Annotated in this window: 24 protein-coding genes; 6 read left to right on the forward strand and 18 right to left on the reverse strand. The window is 37.0% G+C overall.

Annotated features, from left to right (window positions below; all coding sequences use genetic code 11):
- Nucleotides 1-2: 2 nt before the first annotated feature.
- From HX109_RS13895 to HX109_RS13905, 3 genes are read right to left on the reverse strand one after another with little or no spacing between them, the layout of a single operon-like run.
- The gene (locus HX109_RS13895) at nucleotides 3-509 is read right to left on the reverse strand and encodes a peroxiredoxin-like family protein (RefSeq protein WP_178953032.1); all 507 of its coding nucleotides are present in this window, start codon (nucleotides 507-509) and stop codon (nucleotides 3-5) included.
- Between the two features lie 9 nt (nucleotides 510-518).
- Nucleotides 519-1,316 carry a DUF1206 domain-containing protein gene (locus HX109_RS13900; RefSeq protein ID WP_178953034.1) on the reverse strand — a complete coding sequence of 266 codons (798 nt, stop codon included), beginning with the start codon at nucleotides 1,314-1,316 and terminating at the stop codon, nucleotides 519-521.
- Nucleotides 1,316-1,468: a YqaE/Pmp3 family membrane protein gene (locus tag HX109_RS13905; RefSeq protein ID WP_178954222.1), complete on the reverse strand. Its 153-nt coding sequence runs from the start codon at nucleotides 1,466-1,468 to the stop codon at nucleotides 1,316-1,318. Before HX109_RS13905 ends, HX109_RS13900 begins: the two co-directional genes overlap by 1 nt.
- Before the next feature lie 240 nt (nucleotides 1,469-1,708).
- On the opposite strand from HX109_RS13905, the gene HX109_RS13910 reads away from it, so the two are divergent.
- The 5 genes from HX109_RS13910 (at nucleotide 1,709) to HX109_RS13930 (ending at nucleotide 4,744) form a co-directional block, all read left to right on the forward strand.
- The gene (locus tag HX109_RS13910) at nucleotides 1,709-3,067 is read left to right on the forward strand and encodes a dipeptidase (protein ID WP_178953036.1); all 1,359 of its coding nucleotides are present in this window, start codon (nucleotides 1,709-1,711) and stop codon (nucleotides 3,065-3,067) included.
- 79 nt (nucleotides 3,068-3,146) lie between these two features.
- Nucleotides 3,147-3,431 (forward strand): DUF3817 domain-containing protein, encoded by a 285-nt coding sequence (locus HX109_RS13915; protein WP_178954224.1) that lies wholly within the window; start codon nucleotides 3,147-3,149, stop codon nucleotides 3,429-3,431.
- Nucleotides 3,432-3,504: 73 nt separating this feature from the next.
- Nucleotides 3,505-3,804 carry a thioredoxin gene (gene trxA / locus HX109_RS13920; RefSeq protein WP_178953038.1) on the forward strand — a complete coding sequence of 100 codons (300 nt, stop codon included), beginning with the start codon at nucleotides 3,505-3,507 and terminating at the stop codon, nucleotides 3,802-3,804.
- Between the two features lie 183 nt (nucleotides 3,805-3,987).
- Nucleotides 3,988-4,293, forward strand: coding sequence for a ribosome hibernation-promoting factor, HPF/YfiA family (gene hpf, locus HX109_RS13925; protein WP_178953040.1), 306 nt, complete (start codon nucleotides 3,988-3,990; stop codon nucleotides 4,291-4,293).
- A gap of 49 nt (nucleotides 4,294-4,342) precedes the next feature.
- Nucleotides 4,343-4,744, forward strand: a complete 402-nt coding sequence (locus HX109_RS13930) for an arsenate reductase family protein (RefSeq protein WP_178953042.1) — start codon at nucleotides 4,343-4,345, stop codon at nucleotides 4,742-4,744.
- Nucleotides 4,745-4,851: 107 nt separating this feature from the next.
- On the opposite strand, the gene HX109_RS13935 is transcribed toward HX109_RS13930, so the two are convergent.
- The 9 genes from HX109_RS13935 to HX109_RS13975 form a co-directional block, all read right to left on the reverse strand.
- Nucleotides 4,852-5,106 carry a phosphopantetheine-binding protein gene (locus tag HX109_RS13935; RefSeq protein WP_178953044.1) on the reverse strand — a complete coding sequence of 85 codons (255 nt, stop codon included), beginning with the start codon at nucleotides 5,104-5,106 and terminating at the stop codon, nucleotides 4,852-4,854.
- An 8-nt stretch (nucleotides 5,107-5,114) separates the two neighbouring features.
- Nucleotides 5,115-6,389, reverse strand: a complete 1,275-nt coding sequence (locus HX109_RS13940; protein ID WP_178953046.1) for a beta-ketoacyl-[acyl-carrier-protein] synthase family protein — start codon at nucleotides 6,387-6,389, stop codon at nucleotides 5,115-5,117.
- A 3-nt stretch (nucleotides 6,390-6,392) separates the two neighbouring features.
- On the reverse strand, nucleotides 6,393-6,848 hold the full coding sequence (locus HX109_RS13945; protein ID WP_178953048.1) for a 3-hydroxyacyl-ACP dehydratase FabZ family protein: 456 nt from the start codon (nucleotides 6,846-6,848) through the stop codon (nucleotides 6,393-6,395).
- Nucleotides 6,849-6,953: 105 nt separating this feature from the next.
- The gene (locus HX109_RS13950) at nucleotides 6,954-7,748 is read right to left on the reverse strand and encodes an SDR family NAD(P)-dependent oxidoreductase (protein ID WP_178953050.1); all 795 of its coding nucleotides are present in this window, start codon (nucleotides 7,746-7,748) and stop codon (nucleotides 6,954-6,956) included.
- An 11-nt stretch (nucleotides 7,749-7,759) separates the two neighbouring features.
- Nucleotides 7,760-8,815 (reverse strand): type III polyketide synthase, encoded by a 1,056-nt coding sequence (locus HX109_RS13955; protein WP_178953052.1) that lies wholly within the window; start codon nucleotides 8,813-8,815, stop codon nucleotides 7,760-7,762.
- A 6-nt stretch (nucleotides 8,816-8,821) separates the two neighbouring features.
- Nucleotides 8,822-9,541: a methyltransferase domain-containing protein gene (locus HX109_RS13960; protein ID WP_178953054.1), complete on the reverse strand. Its 720-nt coding sequence runs from the start codon at nucleotides 9,539-9,541 to the stop codon at nucleotides 8,822-8,824.
- Complete coding sequence (locus HX109_RS13965) at nucleotides 9,538-10,674, reverse strand: NAD(P)/FAD-dependent oxidoreductase (protein WP_255462704.1); 1,137 nt, start codon at nucleotides 10,672-10,674, stop codon at nucleotides 9,538-9,540. Before HX109_RS13965 ends, HX109_RS13960 begins: the two co-directional genes overlap by 4 nt.
- 93 nt (nucleotides 10,675-10,767) lie before the next feature.
- Nucleotides 10,768-11,373, reverse strand: a complete 606-nt coding sequence (locus tag HX109_RS13970) for a nitroreductase family protein (RefSeq protein ID WP_178953056.1) — start codon at nucleotides 11,371-11,373, stop codon at nucleotides 10,768-10,770.
- 12 nt (nucleotides 11,374-11,385) lie between these two features.
- Nucleotides 11,386-13,356 (reverse strand): aconitate hydratase, encoded by a 1,971-nt coding sequence (locus HX109_RS13975; protein ID WP_178953058.1) that lies wholly within the window; start codon nucleotides 13,354-13,356, stop codon nucleotides 11,386-11,388.
- A 586-nt stretch (nucleotides 13,357-13,942) separates the two neighbouring features.
- On the opposite strand from HX109_RS13975, the gene HX109_RS13980 reads away from it, so the two are divergent.
- A complete protein-coding gene (locus HX109_RS13980; RefSeq protein WP_178953060.1) occupies nucleotides 13,943-14,326 on the forward strand; it encodes a hypothetical protein in 384 nt (127 codons plus the stop codon).
- A 63-nt stretch (nucleotides 14,327-14,389) separates the two neighbouring features.
- Here the strand turns inward: HX109_RS13980 and HX109_RS13985 are convergent, their stop codons facing one another.
- The 6 genes from HX109_RS13985 to HX109_RS14010 form a co-directional block, all read right to left on the reverse strand.
- A complete protein-coding gene (locus tag HX109_RS13985) occupies nucleotides 14,390-15,241 on the reverse strand; it encodes a dienelactone hydrolase family protein (protein WP_178953062.1) in 852 nt (283 codons plus the stop codon).
- A gap of 195 nt (nucleotides 15,242-15,436) precedes the next feature.
- Complete coding sequence (locus HX109_RS13990) at nucleotides 15,437-17,326, reverse strand: MGH1-like glycoside hydrolase domain-containing protein (RefSeq protein ID WP_178953064.1); 1,890 nt, start codon at nucleotides 17,324-17,326, stop codon at nucleotides 15,437-15,439.
- A gap of 4 nt (nucleotides 17,327-17,330) precedes the next feature.
- Complete coding sequence (locus tag HX109_RS13995; RefSeq protein WP_178953066.1) at nucleotides 17,331-18,617, reverse strand: sulfatase-like hydrolase/transferase; 1,287 nt, start codon at nucleotides 18,615-18,617, stop codon at nucleotides 17,331-17,333.
- Nucleotides 18,580-20,172, reverse strand: coding sequence for an arylsulfatase (locus HX109_RS14000; protein WP_178953068.1), 1,593 nt, complete (start codon nucleotides 20,170-20,172; stop codon nucleotides 18,580-18,582). The genes HX109_RS13995 and HX109_RS14000 overlap by 38 nt, the downstream gene beginning before the upstream one ends.
- A 305-nt stretch (nucleotides 20,173-20,477) precedes the next feature.
- Nucleotides 20,478-21,167 (reverse strand): OmpA family protein, encoded by a 690-nt coding sequence (locus HX109_RS14005; RefSeq protein WP_178953070.1) that lies wholly within the window; start codon nucleotides 21,165-21,167, stop codon nucleotides 20,478-20,480.
- Between the two features lie 65 nt (nucleotides 21,168-21,232).
- Entirely contained in the window at nucleotides 21,233-21,730 is a 498-nt protein-coding gene (locus HX109_RS14010; protein WP_178953072.1) for a lipocalin family protein, read from the reverse strand.
- Nucleotides 21,731-21,776: the final 46 nt, after the last annotated feature.

Genomic DNA, 21,776 nt, shown 5'->3' on the forward strand with positions numbered 1-21,776 from the left:
TTTTAAGCAACTCCTCTTGGTGGATAGTCTTTCTTTTTTATAAAGTCGATTGCATTTAAAATATCATCAAAATCGGGTCGCGCAAAAGGCATGGATTGTACCGAACAAGCATACAAGGTTTGGTCTGGTTTTATCAGAAATAACCCAGGTTCAAAAAATGTATCCGGTTCTTTATCAGAAATGGCGGTAGAAATGTATAAATCCCATTTACGGGCTTCATCCATACTCATACCATAACCTACTGGTAGTTGTGGGATATCCCATTCCTCTGCGGTTTTCTTAGCTAATTCTTCAGTATTCCCGCTAATGGCAATAACATTTACCCCGCGGCTACTAAAATCTTCCAGTTTCTTAGAGAGTTCTTCCAAATAGGTTTTACAAACAGGACAATGCAAGCCTCGGTAAAAAACAATCATCGTAAATTGTTCTACTTCCTGGGCCGCTAGCTCCCATTTTGTGTCATTAATAAGGTCTAATTTTAAATTTGGTACTTTTTCCGTCGGTTTCATACTAAAAATTTATTCGTTAATATTAATAGGTCTGTATTTAGCTTTAACGAACATAAAAAATCCGTAAGCCAATAATCCCAAAGCAACCAATGCCATAATTAGACTTCCAAAATTAGATTGCAAAACTTGGAAGGCCTCCTCTTTTCCTCCTGCCTGATTGGAATTGGAATACCAAGCGGCTTTAAAAATGAGATAGGAAACAATTACAATTACTATCCCACGAGCTGTGTATCCGACTTTTCCGGCAGTCAGTATAGCTTTTTGCGCTTTGGCGTCTAAACCTGCGTGTTCTATTTCTTCTTTATATTTTCCTGAATAGGCTTTATACAATTGGTACAGGGCCTTTCCTAAAAAACAAAGTCCCACTACAGTCACCATTATTTGGCCAAAAGGTTTTTCCAGTAAAAATTGAAGCATAGACTCTTTGCCTCCACTGCCACCTCCAGAAGATAATCCGGATATTATTTTTTTTACCGCAGCATAGGCCAAGGCGGCATAAAATGCCCCACTGGTAAAATAGGTGATTCTGTTTACGATTCCTTTCAGGTCAGTTCCATGGTTTTCGGGATCGGCAAAGGTTTGGTATAGCCGCCATAACACAAAGCAGATTAACCCCAATGCCAAAACCCCTAAAATGACCCGGCCAAATGGTTGCTTGGCCACATAATCCAATACGCCAGAGCTCCCCGTTTTTTCTCCTGTTACGCCAATTACTGAAAGAGCGGTAAGCCCTCCAATAAGGGAATAGATCAATCCTTTGGTAGCAATACCTATTCTGGCGATGTTTTCCTTTTTTTTATTATCCATTATCGATTAACTATAAATGCATGAATTACACCTGGCAACCAACCGATAAGGGTTAAAATTAAGCTGATTAAAAAGGTTTCTCCCAAGCCATGTTTTAAATAAACTGACAATGGTGGCAATAAAATGTTTAAAATGATTGTAAGCATGATTATTTTTAATTTGGTTATCTCCATTTAACTTACATCAAAACCTTCATATTAAAGGAATTCCCATGTTGGTTTAACAGAAAATTGTGTCATTTCCCCTTCAATTGTGAAATCAATTAACAAGTGCCGCCCTATTTATAAATTGTATAAAAGTTTACTATTCCAACAAGGCATTTAGCGCTAAATTTGGAAGGCTCATATATTAATTTTAATTTAAACCGATCTAACAACATCAATAAAATTTATATGAAGAACCTCCTATACCTTTTTATGCTATCGCTTGTGGTTTTGGCAACCTCGTGCAAACAGAAAACAGAGACAGAACATGCAGAACACGCCTTAACAGATGCCGAAATTGAGGCAAAAGCCATTCAAATCCAAAAAAACATTATAACCCTAGATACGCATTGCGATATTAATGTGGATAATTTCACAGACTCTATTAATTACACCCAAGATTTGGATACGCAAATTACCTTACCCAAAATGAAGTCTGGTGGTCTCGATGTAGCTTGGTTCATAGTCTATACCGGGCAAGATTCGTTAAATGCGGAAGGGTACAAAAAGGCATACCAAAATGCGATTTCCAAATTTGAAGCGATTCATCGTTTGTGTGAAGAGATTGCTCCCGATGAAATCGAACTCGCCCTCACATCAGAAGATGTAAGGGAAATTCATGCCAAGGGCAAAAAAGTGGCCATGATAGGTATTGAAAACGGCTACCCTATTGGTACTGATGTGAGGAATGTAAAGAAATTCTACGACCTCGGCGGTCGATATATGTCCCTTGCGCATCAAGGTCACAGTCAGTTATCAGATTCCAATACTGGAGAAAAAGACGGTGTTTGGCTACACAATGGCTTAAGTGAACTGGGTAAAGAGGTGGTTAAGGAAATGAATAAATATGGAATGATGATCGATGTTTCCCATCCATCCAAAGAAGCTATGAGGCAGATGATTGAACTTACTGAAGCTCCTGTAATAGCTTCCCATTCTTCAGCCCGGAATTTGAGTAACCATAGCAGAAATTTAGACGACGAACAATTGAAATGGCTAAAGAAAAACGGTGGCGTTGTACAAACGGTCGCTTTTGCACCCTATGTTAATGTGGAGAAGGACAGTGTTTTTGATCTTGAAGTTGATAAAGTGATGCAGGCTGAAGCCCAAAGAAAGAACTTTTCCATCTTGGAGAGGGATAGCGTAAAGCAACTTTCCGAAAAAGAAAGGGATGCATATTATGAAAAGTATGTTGGTATTAGAAATGCAGCTTCCCGAAAGTTGGATTCCATATCCCAACATAAAGCTCCCGTTAATGTTTCCGATTTTGTGGATCATATCGATTATTTAATTGAAAAAGTAGGGATCAATCATGTTGGAATAAGTTCAGATTTCGACGGTGGTGGCGGAATTTATGGTTGGAATGATGCCTCCGAAACCCTTAATGTTACCAAAGAATTGGTTAAAAGAGGATATTCTGAAAAAGAAATAGAAAAACTGTGGAGTGGAAATCTATTGCGCGTTTTAGATGAAGTTCAGGCTATAGGAAAGCAAATACAAGAAAAAGAAGCTAATGGAGAATCGAATGAAGATTCTGTAATGCTGTAAAAATAAACATACCTTTAACAAATCTAAGCATCGAAACTAAATTCGGTGCTTTATTTTTGCAATTAAACAGGTTTACATGATGACACTTAAGAATTTTAGACTTATCAGTATATTAGAAGGGATTTCTTACCTATTGCTTTTTGGAATTACCATGCCATTAAAATATTACATGGATTTTCATGGACCCAATAAAATTGTAGGGATGCTGCATGGAATATTGTTCATCGCTTATGTGGTGATGTCTTTCGTATTTTACAAAAAACTAAAATGGTCAATCTCTACCCTATTTATCGTTTTACTATGTTCAATTATTCCATTTGGTACATTTTGGATGGAACGCAAGTATCTGCATCCTGCAAATTGAAAGTTTTTTGGGCTAAAACCGACTAAAAGCCTTCTTTTACCGTATACCTAATAAACAGATTAAACCTAGAAGAATGAAAAGTAGTTTTAAAGATATTATAGAAGTTAACAAACCCGTACTTATAGATTTTTATGCCGACTGGTGTGGCCCTTGCCAAACCATGATGCCCGTCTTGGATGATGTAAAACAGTCGATGGGAGATGCTATAAATATTATAAAAATAAATGTGGACAAAAACCAGGAACTTGCGGGAAGGTTTCAGGTACGTGGTGTCCCAACATTTATGATTCTTAAAAATGGGACTTCGGTTTGGCGCCAAGCTGGAATGATTTCCAAAAACGATTTGGTAAAGAAATTAACAGAACATTTATAATTTAGAAACCAGCATTTATTTTACAAACGCTCTGTATTCAGGTTTTTAAAATTTCCAATCATAAATTCTTATTAAAGCGTAGAATTTGCTTCCAATGCATTGTTAAATTTAGTATTTTTAAGAGTATCAATAAAAATTGTTACTGAATAATAATCTCACTTTGTGAGCAAAAACTAATTAACTATGCAGATAAATTTTGAATATGATAACGTTGCGGCTAGCAAACGTTTGGAAGAGATGGCTTCAAATAGAATAGACAAACTCGTAGATAAATACGATTTTATTGTTCGTGCGGATGTATTTTTCAAAACCGAAAATACTTCATCCAAAGACACAGGGAAAATTTGTAACATCCGTTTAAGTGTCCCGGGACCAAGGTTGTTTGCTGAAGCTTCCCACGAAAAATTTGAAATGTCCATTGCGGAAGCTTACAACGATTTGGAAAAACAATTGAGAAAGAAAAAAGAAAAAATGAAAGCTAAACAATAATTTGGTTTGAATTGATATAGAAATTAAAAAAATAATTGACGTGGAAGAGATGAGTATTTTAGCAACAGACGATAAACAGATAACATTAATTTTTGACCCTAGTACCAAATTAGGGCGGGAATGCCAAGCGTACGCAGTGTCTTCAGAGGCAAAAGTATTGGCCATAGATCTTACCAAAACCAAAGTCGCCGATACCGAATGGGTAGAAATTGCGGATAGATTGGGAAAAACAGTCCCAGAACTCATTGCAAAAGACCATCCAGCTTTTACCAATCAGTTTGGTGAGGATGTTGAATTGGATAGTACCGATGCTTTAAAAGTTTTAAACAAAAACCCGGAAACTTTGGTATATCCCATTGCCATTCGTGGCGATAAAGCAGTTATGGCGCATACTTTTTCGGATGTGTTGAAATTAATTAAACCCGATTCGTCGGATGTTAAAATACCATAAGTTTTCACGAGTATAGTAATAATTCAAAGGTTGGTAAAACATTACGTTTACCAACCTTTGTTGATTTTTGTCCTGTATGAAGGATGGTCGGTTGCTTTTCAGCTTCCTTATTCTTTTTCTTGAAGTTTCTTTTCCACAATATCCAAAGCATCTTGAACTGTCTTCATACCGTCCATGTCATCATTTTCCAGCGTAATATCAAATGCATCTTCAACATCTAAAATAATATCCACCAAATTGGCAGAATTAATATTTAGTTCTTGCGTGAAATTACTGTCTTTGGTAATATCATCTACCGAAACATCTTCTGGTAAATAAACCTTAATGATGCCCTTAAGGGTATTATAATGTTCTTTATTCATAGCCATATTTATTTTTTATACCTTTTAAAGATAACACAAGCGTTTACATCGCCAAAACCAAAACTCGCTTTTGCGATTAAATTCAGTTTTTTATTGAAGGTAGCTGTTGGCACCTTTTCTGCATCAATTCTTTCAGCTATTTCTGGGTGTAGGTCTTCACAATTTATATTTCCGAAAACCTTGTTTTCTTGAATCTGCAATACCGTGCCTACACATTCTATACTTCCCGCAGCCGCCAGGCAGTGCCCGAACATGCCTTTAAAAGAATTTATAAAAGGGAAGTCCTCGCCTTTTCTATTAAGGGCCGCACTCCAATTTTCAATTTCCAATGCATCTTTGGTAGTAGCCGTTAAGTGTCCGTTAATGGCATCTATTGCTTTATTATCAATTTCTGCTTCTTCGAGTGCCTGTTTAATGCATCTTTGCACCGCCTCGCTGTTGGGAGCTGTCATACTGCCCTCCCCTCTTTGTCCGCCACTATTTATGTGGCCTCCAAGGACTTCAGCATAAATATGCGCATTTCGTTCCAAAGCACTTTCTAAAGATTCCAACACCAGAGCCCCTGCTCCACTCCCTGGAACAAAACCAGCGGCAGTTTCACTCATGGGCCGGCTTGCCTGTGTAGGGTTATCGTTGTACTTTCTTGGGAGAATCCGCATCGCGTCAAATCCGCCCCAAACGTAGGGTCCACTGTCTGATGTGCTCCCGGTTAAGATTCTCTTTGCCTTACCATCTTTAATGCGCTCAAAAGCCATTAAAATACCTTCAGTGCCCGTTGTACAAGCAGAAGAGTTGGTAGTAACTTGGTTTCCCGCACCGACAATACCTCCCAAATAGGCGCTTATGCCACTGGCCATGGTTTGTACTACCGTGGTGCTACCCAACCTTCTGGCATTGTGCTCATCAATTAAATAAATGGAGTCCCTGAATTTATCCACGCCAGAAACACCGGTGCCAAAGATAACCCCATCGTCCCAATTCGGCGATTCACTATTGGCAACGGTCAAACCAGCGTCTTTCCAAGCATCTGTTCCAGCAATGACTCCGTAAACGAGTCCGCTTGCTTTTAAACCCTTTAATTGTAGCGGGGTAAAGTATTGATTAACGAGCGATTCATCTAAGTCTGGTTGCCCTCCAATTTGACAGCCAAAGTTAAGATCAGCTAAATCTTGGTGAAAAGTAATACCGCTTTTCCCTTGAATTAAACTATCTGTGAAATTTTTCAATCCAATGCCATTGGGTGCACATACCCCTAAACCAGTAATTACAACCCTATGCTCCATATTTTAAAATTTTATCATCCCGGAAATCGTTCCCTTGCAAACAAGTTCCTTTTGTGCATTAAACATTTTAACTTCGCATTTAAGTTTATGAAACCTGAAGTAAATTTTTTTAGAAACCACTTCTACCCGTTCTCCAGGAAAAACTGGTTTATGGAATTCCATTTCGGAACTACTCAATCCTATTTTTAAACTTTGATTTTTATATAAAGCATCACTTGATATAAAGTGACTCAATCCCATGCAAACCAACCCTATCTGTGCGCAACATTCTGTAAGAATAACTCCGGGGGTAACCGGATTATTTTTAAAATGACCTTTATAGAAATAGGAGTCCTTTGAGAATGTATAAAAGCCTTCCACCCTATCTTCTTTAACTTCCTTTAGGCCTTCCACGAATAAAAATGGCTCGCTATAAGGTAAGTTTATCAGAATATTTTGAATTAAAGTTTCCTTTTCCATTTCGAGATAGGTCTAATTACATATTAAAATTTAATGTTCGGATTTTCAGCTTCTAATTCTTATTTTTCAGAATTTAAAAAAACGTATTTCTCAAAAACACACAAATCACTGCAAACTCTCTCCACCATCCGCTTTAATAACCGTTCCAGTTATCCATTTGGCTTCTTCCTTACAAAGCAAGGAAACCACATTAGCGATATCCTCAGGAGTGGTCAGGCGTCCATTAGGGTTTCTAGCGATGGCATTTTGTTTTAGGGTTTCACTACCCGGAATCATCTTAAAGGAATTCGTTTCGGTAACCCCAGCTTGTATACAATTGGATTTAATCCCTTTCGAGGCAAACTCCAACGCCATATTTCTATGAATTGCTTCCAAAGCCGCTTTAGCCGCCGATACCGCACCGTAATTGCTCCAGGCTTTTACATTGCCTTCACTTGTAAATGAAATGACTCTGGTATCAGAAGCAAATAATTCAGCTTTTAAAAGTGCTTTGGTCCAATCGTACACACAAATGGCCATAGCATCCAGCGTTAAATGAAAATCTTGATTGTCTAACTCTTTTTCATCTTCAGAAAACATAGGTTTTAGGTTGCCCTTGGCAATACTATTGAGCAACACTTTTATCTTTCCAAGTTCAATAAGTTTTAAAATCTCATCAATAACAGCTTTTCTCTTGTCGCTGTTGGTGGCGTCTACATTAAAACTTTTCAATACGACATTGTGAGATCGAATATCTTTGAATGCCTCTTCAATTTGGGCTAAATCGGCTCTGCGGTCCCTATGCACAACTACAATATTATAACCATCTTTCGCCAATTTTTTTGCGGAAGCCAGTCCTAAGCCACTACTCCCACCTAAAATTAGTGCCCAGTAGTCTTTGTTTTTATTTTCTTGATTCATCTTTTAAACTTTTACCACTCCAGTAAAACACGTTGTGCTGAAAATCCCGGACCAAAACTCAAGATCAAGCCTTGTTCCCCAGCAGGGATGTTCTTTTCCATAAACCGCTCCAATACATATAAAACAGTCGCGCTGCTCATATTCCCATACAATCGTAGTGTTTCCCGGGTGTCGTCTATATTTTTACCTAGTTTACCAAAAAGTTCTTCTACGGTTTGAACTATTTTTTTTCCTCCCGGATGAAATATTAAATGGTTAACCTTCTCTATGGAAGTTTGGTGTTTTTTCAAGAACGGGTGGATAATATTCGGGAAATGCTCTGCTATGGTGCTGGGAACGGCTGGATCTAAAATCATTTTTAAACCATCATTTGTTAAATCGAAGCCCATCATACGGGTAGCGTCTTTAAAATGGTACATCTCCTCCCCGATTATTTTTGGGCCCACAGTACTTTCTTCCGAAGAAAGCAACACACAGGAAGCCCCATCTCCAAAAATAGCGGCACTAACCATATTTGCCATGGAAAAATCATTCAATTGAAAAGTTGCTGTCGGACTCTCCACGGCGACAATTGCGGCTCGTTTTCCGGGATTGGATTTTAAGAAATTAGCCGCATAAATAAGTCCGCTTACCCCTGCGGCACAGCCCATCTCTGTAACAGGAAGCCTTACCACGTCTTGACGCATTGCCAAGGCATTGATAAGATAGGCATCTAATGAGGGAATCATAATCCCGGTACAGCTTACAGTAATTATATAATCTATGGAATCTGCACTCCAATAGGCTTTTTCCAGAGCTTTACTTAGCACATTAGTCCCTAGTTTTTTCACCTCTCGGATATAGATGTTATTTTTTTCTTCGAACGAAGTTTTGGTAAACACCTCTTCAATATCCATGATTCCATATCTTTTATCTACGGCGGCGCCTTCAAAAATTTTTATCACTTTTCTTTTAAAACGCTCATCTTGATTGGCCAGCCAGAATTCCACAAATGGTAATATATCTTCCGTTTTACGCTCGTAAGCTGGCAATTCCTTGGTAACAGTAGCAATTTTAACTATACTCATAAATTTTTAATATGATTTGGTTTTACGCATTACCCATAAATAGCGAAAAGCCCATTTCCATTGAATGGAATGCGAAGCCTCGGGTAAATTTTTAGAAAAATGAGATAGCTCTTTTTTGGTGAATCCGCTTTTAATGGAAACCAAACCATCTTCTTTAGCAATTTTCGTTTTTATAAAAATAGCACTAAACAGTTTAAAAAGATAATATGCGAGCTTACTTCTTTGTAAATCATTGATAATAACCCCTATTTTGACCAGATTTACGAACTTCTTTAAGAAAACAGGGATTTGCGCATCCTTAAAATGATGCATGGTTAAGGTACACAGCAATAAGTCGCAGGACAATTCTTCCGCATTGAACTTTAAAATATCCGCACAGTAAAATTTAATATTGTTATGTGCCAATGATTGCATTTTGGCTATTTCGATGCCCTTTTCACTTAGATCGACCCCAATTAATTGAAGGTCGATATTTTTATTGCTGAAATAATCCGCAATATCCCTTAACATCTTCCCATCCCCGCAGCCCATATCGACTATGGTATAGTGCGATTGCGTATTTTGTTCTAGAATCTCTTCAATGGCCTTAATGGTTATTTTATTTCCGCTCAGTAGCCGGTTTACTGTAGAAAGATCTTTTAAAACTTTCGATAAAACGGAAGCTTCCAAATTTGGATCGTCCATCAATTCTGGCTCTTCACTTCTTTGAGGAAAAATCAAGGTCATATAATCGGTTTTCCATGTGTTGATGTAATCATTTTTCGAAGGATCCACGGAGACTTTGTCATAAAATTCATTACCGATGTAGCCATCGTGTTATTCAGTAATAAATGCTGTAATTGTCTGCCCATCCACAACCTACTTTTAAAATGTTTGTTCCATTCTTTCTCGTATGCTTTTTCCATATCGTCACGGCTAAACTTTTTGTTTTTGAAATATGTATCGATCAATTCTGAAGCTATTTTAGCGCTATGTATGGCCATTGCCATGCCATTCCCGCACAGCGGATGTATTAGACCCGCGGTATCCCCGCACATTAACATGTGTTGGTGCACACACTGTTTGTTGGCAAATGAAATTTGGGCTATACTTATGGGTTCCTCAAAAACAGGGGAAGCATTTTCTAAGAAATCTGCCAATTTCTTATTTTTTGAAACCACATGATGGTTAAATGAAGAAATATTCTTCTCTTTCTTGAAACTTTCATAAGAAGTTAGGTAGCAAAAGTTTACCGCATTCGTTTCCGTTTTAGAAAGACCTGCATATCCGCCTTCAAAACTGTGAAGCGCTACCAAGTTGTGGGGAAATTCATCTAAAGTATAATGACACTTAACCCCTAGCCAAGCCGATTTCTTATTAAAAAAAGTTCTATCCAACTCTTTGTCCAGCATATCCCGCTTTCCATAAGCACCAATTACGATGGAAGAAAAATAATTTTGAGTATTTGTTTGAACAGTAAACTCGTTGTTTTTAAAAGAAACTCCTTTTACACTTTCGAAAACGAATGAAACCTTGTTGTTTTTGGCTTTTTGAAACAAAAGATTATCGAAGGCATATCTACTAATCCCAATTCCTCCCAACGGTAACTTTGTGTGAATAGAACTTCCGTGGTGCGTACTTATTTCCAATTCGTCGATATTTGGAGGATTTAGACTTTCTAAGGAAACCTCTAAAAACTCCAAATAAGGCCTTATTTCCTGGGAAACATACTCCCCGCAGACTTTGTGATGTGGGTAGGTGTTTTTCTCAAAAACCAAAACCCTGTATTGTCGTTTTGATAGATGAATAGCAGCGCTTAGTCCGGCTAAGCCTCCTCCAACAATTATCACATCGAAATTTACAGGGATTTTCTTTCGCAATTTTTTCTTATTTCAGCCTTTTAAAGATAAGACAAAAAAAATCCCGAAAATAACTTTTCCGGGACTTTCTATAAAGGTCAACTATAACCCAAACTATTTCTTCCAACTGCCTTCAAAAGCAAAATCCTCTTGAGGCATTCGTTCTCTTTCCTTGGTTTCCATTTCTAAAAGTTCTTCGTTCAGCTTTTCAAAATCTCCACCGTAATATCCAAAAGCAATCGCTGTGGAAACGTGAAAACCATCTGGTATTTTAAATTCTTTTTGAGCTTTTTTCCAATCGATACCCGCCATTTGGTGCACACCAATGTTCATATATTGCGCTTGCACACAAATATTTCCAACAGCAAGGCCCAAATCATGCAGTGCATGGAAATTTTCGTCCCCCTCCTCAGTTTTTTCTTTGTAAGCAGTAATGGCTAATAAAGGCGCATTGGTAACCCAACTTTTATTGAAATCGCTTAAACAACCTACTATTTTATCGTAAGCATCGCTGCCTTTTTCCGCATAAATAAAACGCCAAGGCTGTCTGTTAAAAGAACTCGGTGCCCAGCGTGCCGCTTCAAAGAGCTGTTTAACTTCATTTTCAGGGAGTTTTTCTTCCTTAAAAACCCTTGGGCTCCAACGCATTTTTAAAAGCGCATAGATTTCGTGATTGGTTTTTGCAATTTTATCTAAATTTAATTGTTCTAATGGTGTCATTTCTTTTTCTTTTTATGATGCTAGTTTTTCTTTAAAGTCGTTGATAATCCCTCCTTTAAGGATTAAATTAATTTGTCTTTCACTTAGGGAATGTTTGGTTTCTATCTCTTCTTCTTTTCCATCATACGAAACCACTACTCTAATATTATTATTGTTTTTTACGTCTTCGATAAGGTTTTTAAAACGAACTTCCGCATCTTGATGTATTTTATCATAATCATCATTATTTACAAACTCTAACGGCAGAATACCAAAATTCACTAAATTTTGCCACGCAATACGCGCATAGCTTTTGGCGATAACAGCTATTTGTCCTAAAAACTTAGGAGCCAAGGCCGCGTGTTCCCGGCTACTTCCCTGTGCGTAATTTTCCCCAGCCACCACAATATGTCCGCCAAATTGTTCTTTGGCTTTCATAGCTCTATCATAAAAAGTTTCATCGATAACTATGTACGAATACTTACTGATTTCTGGAATGTTACTCCTAAACGGTAGTACTTCTGCTCCTGCTTTTAAAATTTCATCTGTGGAAATATTATCACCCATTTTTAAAACCACTGGAATATTATAAGAGTCGTTTAAAGGCTCAATATGCGGTAGTGTTTTAATATTAGGCCCTTTGGTAAGGCTCAACTCTTCTCCATTCTCTGGAGGCGCCACCAGCATATCAGTATTTATAATTTCTATTTCCGGAGCTTCAAATTTGGGGTATTTCATATTGTATAGCTTCTCCAAATTCCTTGGATCCGTGATTTTCCCTGTTAATGCTGAAGCTGCTGCCGTTTCTGGGCTGCATAAATGAACCTGATCGTCTTTTGTACCCGATCGATCGGGGAAATTCCTTGGCATAGTTCTTAAACTGATGGTACCACTAGCAGGTGCTTGCCCCATACCAATGCAACCCATACAACCGGATTGATGAAACCTTCCCCCTGCTTTGATTAAATTGGCAAAAGCTCGGTTGTCAATCATATTTTGAATGATTTGTCTTGATGTCGGATTAATATCAAACGATACATTATCACTTATAGATTTATCTTTTACAATTGCTCCAGCAATCCAAAAATCCCTAAGACCTGGATTTGCAGAAGAACCTATAACCACCTGGCTTATTTCTTTTCCTTCCACTTCGCTCACAGGCACTACGTTACCCGGACTTGTGGGCAGGGCGATTAAAGGAACCAGTTCATCTAAAACTATTTCATCTTCCAAATCGTATTCACAACCCTCGTCGGCTATTAATTCCACCCAATCGTCTTCTCTCTTTTGCGATTTTAAAAACCTTTTTGTTTCTTCATCACTAGGGAAAACAGTGGTAGTAGCTCCCAACTCTGCACCCATATTGGCAATTACATGCCTGTCCATAGCGCTCAAATGTTTTAATCCATCACCATAGTATTCTATTATTTTACCTACGCCGCCTTTTACATCATAGCGACGCAACATTTCTAAGATTACGTCTTTTGCACTCACCCAATCTGGTAATTTACCAGTCAATTTAACTCCCATTACTTGGGGCATCTTTACAAAGTAAGGTTGCCCAGCAATTGCTGCCGCCACATCCAAACCTCCTGTACCAATGGCCAACATACCAAGGGAACCAGCAGCAGGTGTATGGCTGTCTGAACCGACCAAAGTTTTTCCCGGTTTTCCAAATCGCTCCATATGCACTGGGTGACTTACACCATTTCCTGGTCTACTAAACCATAAGCCGAACTTTTGCGCAGCAGAGTGTAAAAACCGATGATCGTCGGCATTTTTAAAATCCGTTTGCAATAAATTATGATCGACATATTGAACTGCTACTTCTGTTTTGGCCTTTTCCAAGCCCATAGCTTCGAGCTCTAATTGTACTAAGGTTCCAGTGGCATCTTGAAGCAATGCTTGGTCTATTTTTATTCCAATTTCACTTCCAGGAGTCATTTCCCCCTGCAGCAAATGGGCTTTTATAAGTTTTTGAGATACGTTTAAAGGTTTACTCATTGTTTTTTTGGTTTATTAATTCAGTAGAACTTAAAAGATACTACAATTTTTACTCTCAAACATATGTTTAATAGCTCTTTAACGGGGGTTTAAGGATTGTTTAACACTAATATTAGATTGAATAAATCTTAACCAAACGCTAAAACTATATTGTGAATGATGGTTTTAATTATATTTAGCAAATAATCTCAATTGAATTAATGAAGTTTCAAATCTGTTTTTTCATATTAGGTTTTGCAATATCACAATGTTGGTCCCAACGGGAATCAGTTATTACGGGGGTAGTTTATCATAAAAATGAGCCAATAGGAGATATAAGGATTGTAAATTTGAATAATGATTTTGTTGTATTTTCTAATAACGACGGTGAATTCAGAATTTCTGCAAAACTAATGGATAGTATTTTGTTTTTATCTATTTTTTATGAAACTGAAGTTATAGTTGTCGATAAAGGAACATTAAAAATAGAAAAACCGTTTTGCTGCAAGAAAAGGTTAATGAATTGACAGAAGTTGTTCTTGAAGAACAATATATTGCACCAGATTTCGACGTAAAATAATATAATTTAGAATTTCAAACTCAAATTGTGAACGACCGAAATAATAACCCCTACAAATACAAACCTTTAGGAAATGGAAATGTTGACATTTTAGCAATTCTTGAGTTGATAGGGAGTCTATTCATTAAAAATAAATACCGAAATTCAGAAATACCAGAAACTATTTCATATGAAGAATTTCAAGATTTATTCTTGGTCGATTCCTTTTTTTCAGAAGAACTTTTAGAAAAGGATTTAAAAATTTCAAAAGAATACAAACAACTCTTTTTCATTTTCTGCGAATCCAAAATGATTGAAGATGAACAATTGAAAAAGGAGAATCAATTCGAGCTTTTAAACACATTAGTATCGTGTAGCAAAGAGTTTCTTCAAGAATTAAAGAATACGAAAAATGACTTGAAACTCAATTAATCTTTTTCATAAAAAAAATCCGAACTCTCGCTCGGATTTAATTATTGTCGGCGTATCTAAAAACTAGAAAACCTCTTTTAAAAGTTCTTTAAGTTCTTCCCACGACTTCTCATCAGCATCGGCATTATAAGCCAAAGGTAAATCGAATTTTTTACCCAAGGAATCGGCTTCTTTGCTCGTAAATGCATGCACCGCATCTTCGTAAGCTATATATTGGTAATCTGCGTTCACGCTATCCATAGCCCTAGTGTAAGCTGCAATGGATTCTGGAGAAACAAATGGATCTTCTGCTCCATTACAAATCAATATTTTAGCTTTAATATCCTTGGAAGGCATTACAGGTAATTTAACCCCACTATGAAATGCAGCCACGGCATCGAGATCTTCACCCATGTCTGCCATTGTTAATACTACGCTTCCTCCAAAGCAATATCCAATGGCAGCGATCTTGTTTGGATCTACATGAGGATTCGATTTTAAAGCCGCAAGGGCAGCGTCGAACCTGGCTTTTGCGACATCTATATTTTTCATAACCATACCAGAGAACTTTCCAGCATCTTCTGGGTGTTTTGCTTGTTTTCCTTCGCCATACATATCTACTGCCAAAGCTACATAGCCCAATTCGGCCAACATATCTGCACGCTTTCTACTATAATCGTTATGTCCCCACCATTCATGTACAACCAAAATACCTGGTTTCTTTTCGTCGGACTCGGGGTTGTACGCAATATAACCTCGCATGGTTGTCGAATCGGTTTTGTAAGAGATTTCCTCTCCCTTTACTTCCACTTTTTCAGAAACCTTAGTTGTCTCCTCTTTAGTTTCCGACGTATTTTCCTTTTTATTCTCTGTTTTACAGCTTAAGGCTAAGCAAATTACACAAAGTAAGCAGTAACTGATTTTCAATATTTTCATAATTTTTAATTTGATAGTTCTGTTCTAAGCCAATTTCAAGATTTAAATTCTGGAAAGTTATCTTCTCTCTTCAATTAATCTATATTTCCTTAAATTTAGTCATTCCAAAACAGCTCTCAAAATTAAACAAAGACTGATTGAAAAATTCACCTTAACGAGCACTTCATATTTTAAAGGAATATTTTGCAATACTGCTTATTTAATGGTTTCTATTTTTACATAACCTTCTTCAATCAATGGGATATAACCCAAGAGTCCTCCCCATGCATAAAATGGATCACTGTTGCGAACATCATCGCCTACACCGGTTTCTGCGTTATAATTCTCATGAATATGTCGTTTATTCTCCCATTCACTTATTAGCAGCTCTTTAGATTTCTCAGATAATATCTTTCTTGCCTCAGGCAAATCGTAATTTCTTAAACCCAAATAAACTAGATAGTTCATCGGCGCCCATATTCTGCCCCTCCAATAACTGTTATCTGGAAAAGCGGCATTGTTCTTAGCAATGGAAGCCATCATATACTTACCGTAAAATTCTTCAGGATTCATAAAATGTTCTTCGATCATCCGAGTAGCTTGTTCTTGTGTGGGGACGCCTGCCAGCAAAGGATAAAAATGTGTAGGACTTAAATGCTTGGTGAACTCTCCCGTAATCAAATTCTTATCCCTGTAAATGCCAAGGTTATCATCCCATAACTCATTGAGTTTATCGGTGTACATTTTGGCTCTATTCAATAATTCCTGTTTATCTTCAAGTTTTCCTAACACTGAGGCTATCTCAGCCAAATATTTGCAGTCTGCAATATATAAGCTCATTAATCCTACTGAGGCAAGTTCCATCATGTGGGTTTCTTCATTAAAGGTAACTTCATCAAACATGGGAGAATTATCAAGTCCAGATTCCCATTTCGCTGCTTTCATTGTGTTTCCCTGCATTCCTTCCGGGTGTGGATCTGATCCCCATGACAGGAAACCTTTATTATCCCTATTGTTGTTCCACCACTTGTTCCACGTTAATAAGTTTTCATATACTTCTTCCAAAAACCACTTTTCTTTATACTGATCGTAAATCATTTTAACCGTCATTGCGCCCACAGGTGGCTGGGAGCGGTCGTTGGATTTTTTGTAAGTGGCAGCCACGTTTGGAATAAACCCACTATCTGTTATACTGTTTGTAATAGCAAAAACATTACTATAAGCTAAATTTTTATTATCAATTGCCGCAATCGATGCAATAAAATATGTGTCCCAATCAAAAATGATGTATCCTCCCCAGGCTTCATTCCAAATTCGACTAACAGAAGAAATACCTCGATCGTTAAAGGCATCGTAAAACTGGTTCCAAGCGACTACGGATTGAATAGCTTCATAAACGGATGCGAGTTCGCCATATTGACTGGTATTTTCCTTAAATTGGTTTTTCTTTTTAAGGATAATGGCCTCAACTTCTTGAATTGAGCGTTCTTCTCCTGTATATACGGCAATTTTATTGTCAGAATCAAATGAAAAGTACGGAGTTGGTATGGGTAAAGGCATATTTGTATCGGTTCCAATCTTCCGAATTACCGTTTTTTCATCATCACTCGAAGCTTCAATAGTATTTTCCTCTAAACGTAAGAGCCCTGGTTTGTTCCACAAATAACCCGATTCTAATACTAAAATATGAACTGATTCCTGAATAGAATCCGGCGTATATAGCATAACAAAATCCTCACCATCAACAGCCGTTTCTATGGAGGCGTTCATCCCTTCCCAAGAAAGCTGTAAAGCCGTATAACTTCCATCATATGAATGTTCCTTCGGTTTTATTGTTTCAGCAAAATTGTATTTTGGATTAGCCACGTAAGCATCTCCAAGCCAATAAGGACCATGCCCTTTTTTTCGCATTTTTATTTGAAGGTTGAGTCCGTCCGGCATTTTAACATAAGACAGAACACTGGGATTGTTCCAGGTGTTCCAACCTTTTAAAAGAGAATCTTGTAAAACTTCTGTTTTATTATCAATTTTCGGAGAATTTGGTTTTGATAGGTCACAGGACCCAAAAATTAAAATACAAGTAATAAAAAGGTAACTAATTTTCATTTTATTATTTTGGTTGGTTTTCTTTTGGCATGGCATTTCGCCAACCTTTTTCTTTTAGAATTTTCATTTCTGAGACTACTTCAGGAAATTCATTTGCAATATTTTTACGATTTAATGGATCATTAATCCTATTATACAGTTCCACACTGTCCCCCTCAAAATCAATAAAAGTGTATTTTTTGGTTTTTACCCCAACAATATCCTTGTTGTAAGCTCTATGCGTGAACACTGCTTTTTTCCATTCTTTGTTTTTAGAACTCAACAACGGAACAAAACTTGTTCCTTCCAAGCTTTGCGGCGGATTAGGCAATCCACACAATTCAATTAGGGTGGGATAAATATCGACCAACTCGATTAAAGCATCTACGGTTAGGTTTTTAGATTCTGGAATACTGATGAGTAAAGGCACACGGGTTTCATCATCATAATTATTGCCTTTCCCCCAATGTGAATGATTTCCAAAACTATATCCATGATCCATGGCCCCAAGAATTATTACGCTGTTTTTATGCAATTCAAGTTGCTTTATTCTGGCTATAATCTCACCTATTAGACTATCTACCTCTGTTATTTCTCCATAATATTTTTTCTGAAGATTTTTAATATCTGTAGAATCTAATAATTCACCTTTGTAGTAAGGGTAACGATCTTTCGATGAAAATTGATTTAAAGAATAATGACTTTCCGATTGTGGGTTGGGTGTCCAAGGATCATGAGTTTGACTATATCCCAATGCCAAAAAAAATGGTTTCTTTTGATTAATTACATTATCAATGGCCTTAAACGCTAGAGCGTTATCTTTTATTCCATGAATATCAAAAACTTTGCTGTACGCATCGTCCGTTTCCCCACTTCTGGAATCGTGAATTTTTCCTGCAATTACAGTATGATATCCCGAATTCCTAAAATGTCTAGGCAATGAGGTGGCATTGGGTAACATTTTTTGCCAATCATCATCAATTTTTACGATTCCACTAGTTGAAGGCCGTATTCCAGTAAGAATACTGGTTCTAGAGGGTGTACATAGTGCCACCTGACAATGAGCATCTTTAAATATTACAGCATCTTTAGAAAATTCATCAATATTTGGGGTATACGCAATGGTATCTCCATAACACCCAAAAGAAGGCATCATATCTTCCATACTGATATAAATTACATTCAATTGAGTAGTGCTATCTTTTTTAGCACATGACACTAATATCACGCTCATTACGAAGAAACCGAAATATGAGAATTTTAAATTGATCATCTTAAAACCTATAAGGAATTGCTTTTTTGACTTCTTCATAAGGCAATACTCTATTTTCCCGTGCCCATTCATTATAACGAATCACCAATTGTTTCAGTCTATTTGGCATTTCACTGGCAAGATTATTTGTTTCACTCCTATCTACTGACAAATTGTAAAGTTCCCAATCTTTGTTATAATTTTTTACAGCCTTCCAATTTTCTAAAATAACTCCGCAATTTCCTTCATGCTCGAAATACAAAGGCCTCTCATAATTGGTTTCTTTTTCAGTTACAAATGGTAATAAGCTAGTTCCTTCCAAAGTGTTGTGAGTGGCTTCATTTTTATAAACTCCACAGATATCTAACAAGGTGGGTACCACATCAATAATATGACTAGGCATCTTTGAGATTATACCTGAATTAATCTCTGGAGGGTACCATAGAATAAACGGAGTTGCAATTCCTCCCTCGTGTATATTAGATTTAAACTCCCTGAATGGTGTGTTACTAACATTTGCCCATGACGGACCGTAACCGGTAAATGATGTGGGAGTTCCTGGTTCGGCTTTGGGGTCTAATCTGGGGTGTGAATACTTTCCATTTGCCAAATTCCCTGCCGAGCAACCCCCATTGTCGGAAAGAAAGATTATAACCGTATTATCCAATTCTTCTCTAACGCTTAGATAATCTATCAACTTTCCTATGTTTTGATCCATCCTATCAATCATGGCCGCATAAACCTCCATTAACCTAGCTTCATATTTTCTTTCTTCCTCGTTCAGGGCATTCCAATCACGGGTGTCCGGATTCTTACCAGATAAAACGGTTTTGTTTTCAATTAAGTTTAATGCTTTTAATTTTTCAAATCTACTTTCCCTTATTACATCCCATCCAGAGTCATAGCTACCTTCATACTTTTTAATATCTTCAGGCAGCGCATGTAATGGCCAGTGGGGAGCTGTGTAAGAAAGATATAAGAAAAATGGCTCATCTGTTATGTGTTTTGCCAACATATTTAATGCCTTATCTGTGTATAAATCAGTGGCATAGAAATCTTCTTCACTCATATCTAAAACCTCGTTGTTGGCAACTACTTTAATTTCATTATCTAAAGGCCAAAGATCGTTTCTGTAAGGTTTAAAATCGAAGTAGCTCGAAGCTCCATTAATAAGGGCGAAGCTTTCATCGAAACCATGATCTTTTGGCCAATGCCCCTCTTTTTCACCAACATGCCATTTCCCAGAAATAAATGTTTTATATCCTATATCTTTTAATAAGTCTGCAATCGTTTTAACATTTTTACCAAAATAACCTTGATATTCCGGAATTGGAATATCTGTATCGGTCATTGCTCCAATACCTACTTGGTGCGGGTAAAATCCTGTAAGCAAAGCGGCCCTCGAAGGGCAACATCTCGTGTTGTTGTAGAACTGGCTAAACGAAGCTAATTTATTTAAATTTGGGGTTTTTATTTCTGAACCGTAACAACCAATATCCGAGTAGCCAAGGTCGTCTGCAAGGATGATTATAATGTTTGGTCTATCACTGCTAGGTACTGTGTCAAATGAAGGAACGGAAGTCCATAAGAATGTTAAGAAGAGTAATAAATTCATTTATAGTTTATTTAAAGACACTGTAGTTAATAATTCAGAATTCTAAGCCCTAAAAAGTAACTAAAAAAGTGATATCCTTTTCTGACTTCAATATTGATTTAATTACAGATGTTCTTTCTGAAATACGAAATCATTCATTAAACTCTTGAAAATCAATAAAATTAAAATTAGCAAATTTTAATTGTACGTACAACTAAAATAATCACTTCACGTAAGTACGCTATCCGCTTGCATCTATATACAAGGTCCTAAAACAAAAAAAGTCCGATAAAAATATCGGACTTTCAATTTATATGATTTTTTGATTATTCCGCTTGTTTAGCGTCTTGAATCATTTCTTCACTTGCAACGATTCCAAGCTCTACACGTCTGTTCTTAACTCGACCTTCTTCGGTATTGTTATCAAACTTAGGTTGTGTTTCTCCATACCACTTGGTAGTCATTCTAGAAGAAGCTACGCCATTTGCAGCAAGAAAATCACGAACTGACTTCGCTCTTTTTTCAGATAAAGACATATTGTAACTATCTGCTCCAGAACTATCGGTATGCCCTTCAATAAGAATATTCGTATCGTCGTACTCCACAAAAACCTCTGCCATTTTTCTTAAGGTTTCTTGTCCTTCCGCAGAAATATTAGCAGAATTCAATGCAAATTTCACTCCACTATTTTCATCGAAGGTAACGTTAATACCTTCCCCTATTCTGGTAACATCTGCACCGGGAATAGCTTCTTCAATAGCCTCGGCATTTCTATCCATTTTATTACCAATTCTATTACCAACGGCTCCACCAACGGCAGCACCAATAATGGCACCTAAAACGGAGTTGTTACCATCTCCTACATTATTACCAATAATACCACCTATAGCCGCTCCAGAACCAGCACCAATAGCCGTACCACGCTGCGTATTATTTGAGTTCTTAATAGCCTCGCAACTAACAAGCATTAGCGCTGAAGCAAAAAACAATCCACTTTTAAAAATTATATTTTTCATCTTTTTTTATTTTACGTTGTGTTAATTAGTTTTATCTATTCTAATGATACTTGAAATTACTCAAACTATCTCAAGGAAGCGGTTTTTGTAAATTCGTAAACCACTGTAACGTTTTCTGAACCTACAGGTGCATCCGCGGAAATTACCATTTGTTGTGGGGATAACGAGTTTATTTGGAAAACATATCCATAACCACCACTTATATCATTTTTCTTTTCGTCAATGAATTTAAACTGAAATTTGGTAGGATTTCCATTCGCATCATCTTGAATAGACCAACGAATGTTTCTTTGTCCCGGTGCACATTCGCCAGGTGCTTGAATGTTGTAGTAACCGGTACTATTGTTGGAACGGAAAAACCATTCACTACCTTCAAAACACTTTGCAGAAACATCATTAAACAACACAGATTTGTAATACCCCGGATTGTTTTGGTAATCTATATTAGTAAGCTGCCACGTACCATCTAAAGATTTTCTGCTGTCCTTGTTATCTTTACTCAGCCCGCAAGACGTTAGTGTTACAGTAACCGCGAGCAATAAAATATACAACTTATTTTTCATGATTTTGTTTGTTATTTTTTTATGTTGAATTAGTTCTAAAGTAATA

This window comes from Galbibacter sp. BG1, from assembly GCF_013391805.1.
GTDB lineage: Bacteria > Bacteroidota > Bacteroidia > Flavobacteriales > Flavobacteriaceae > Galbibacter.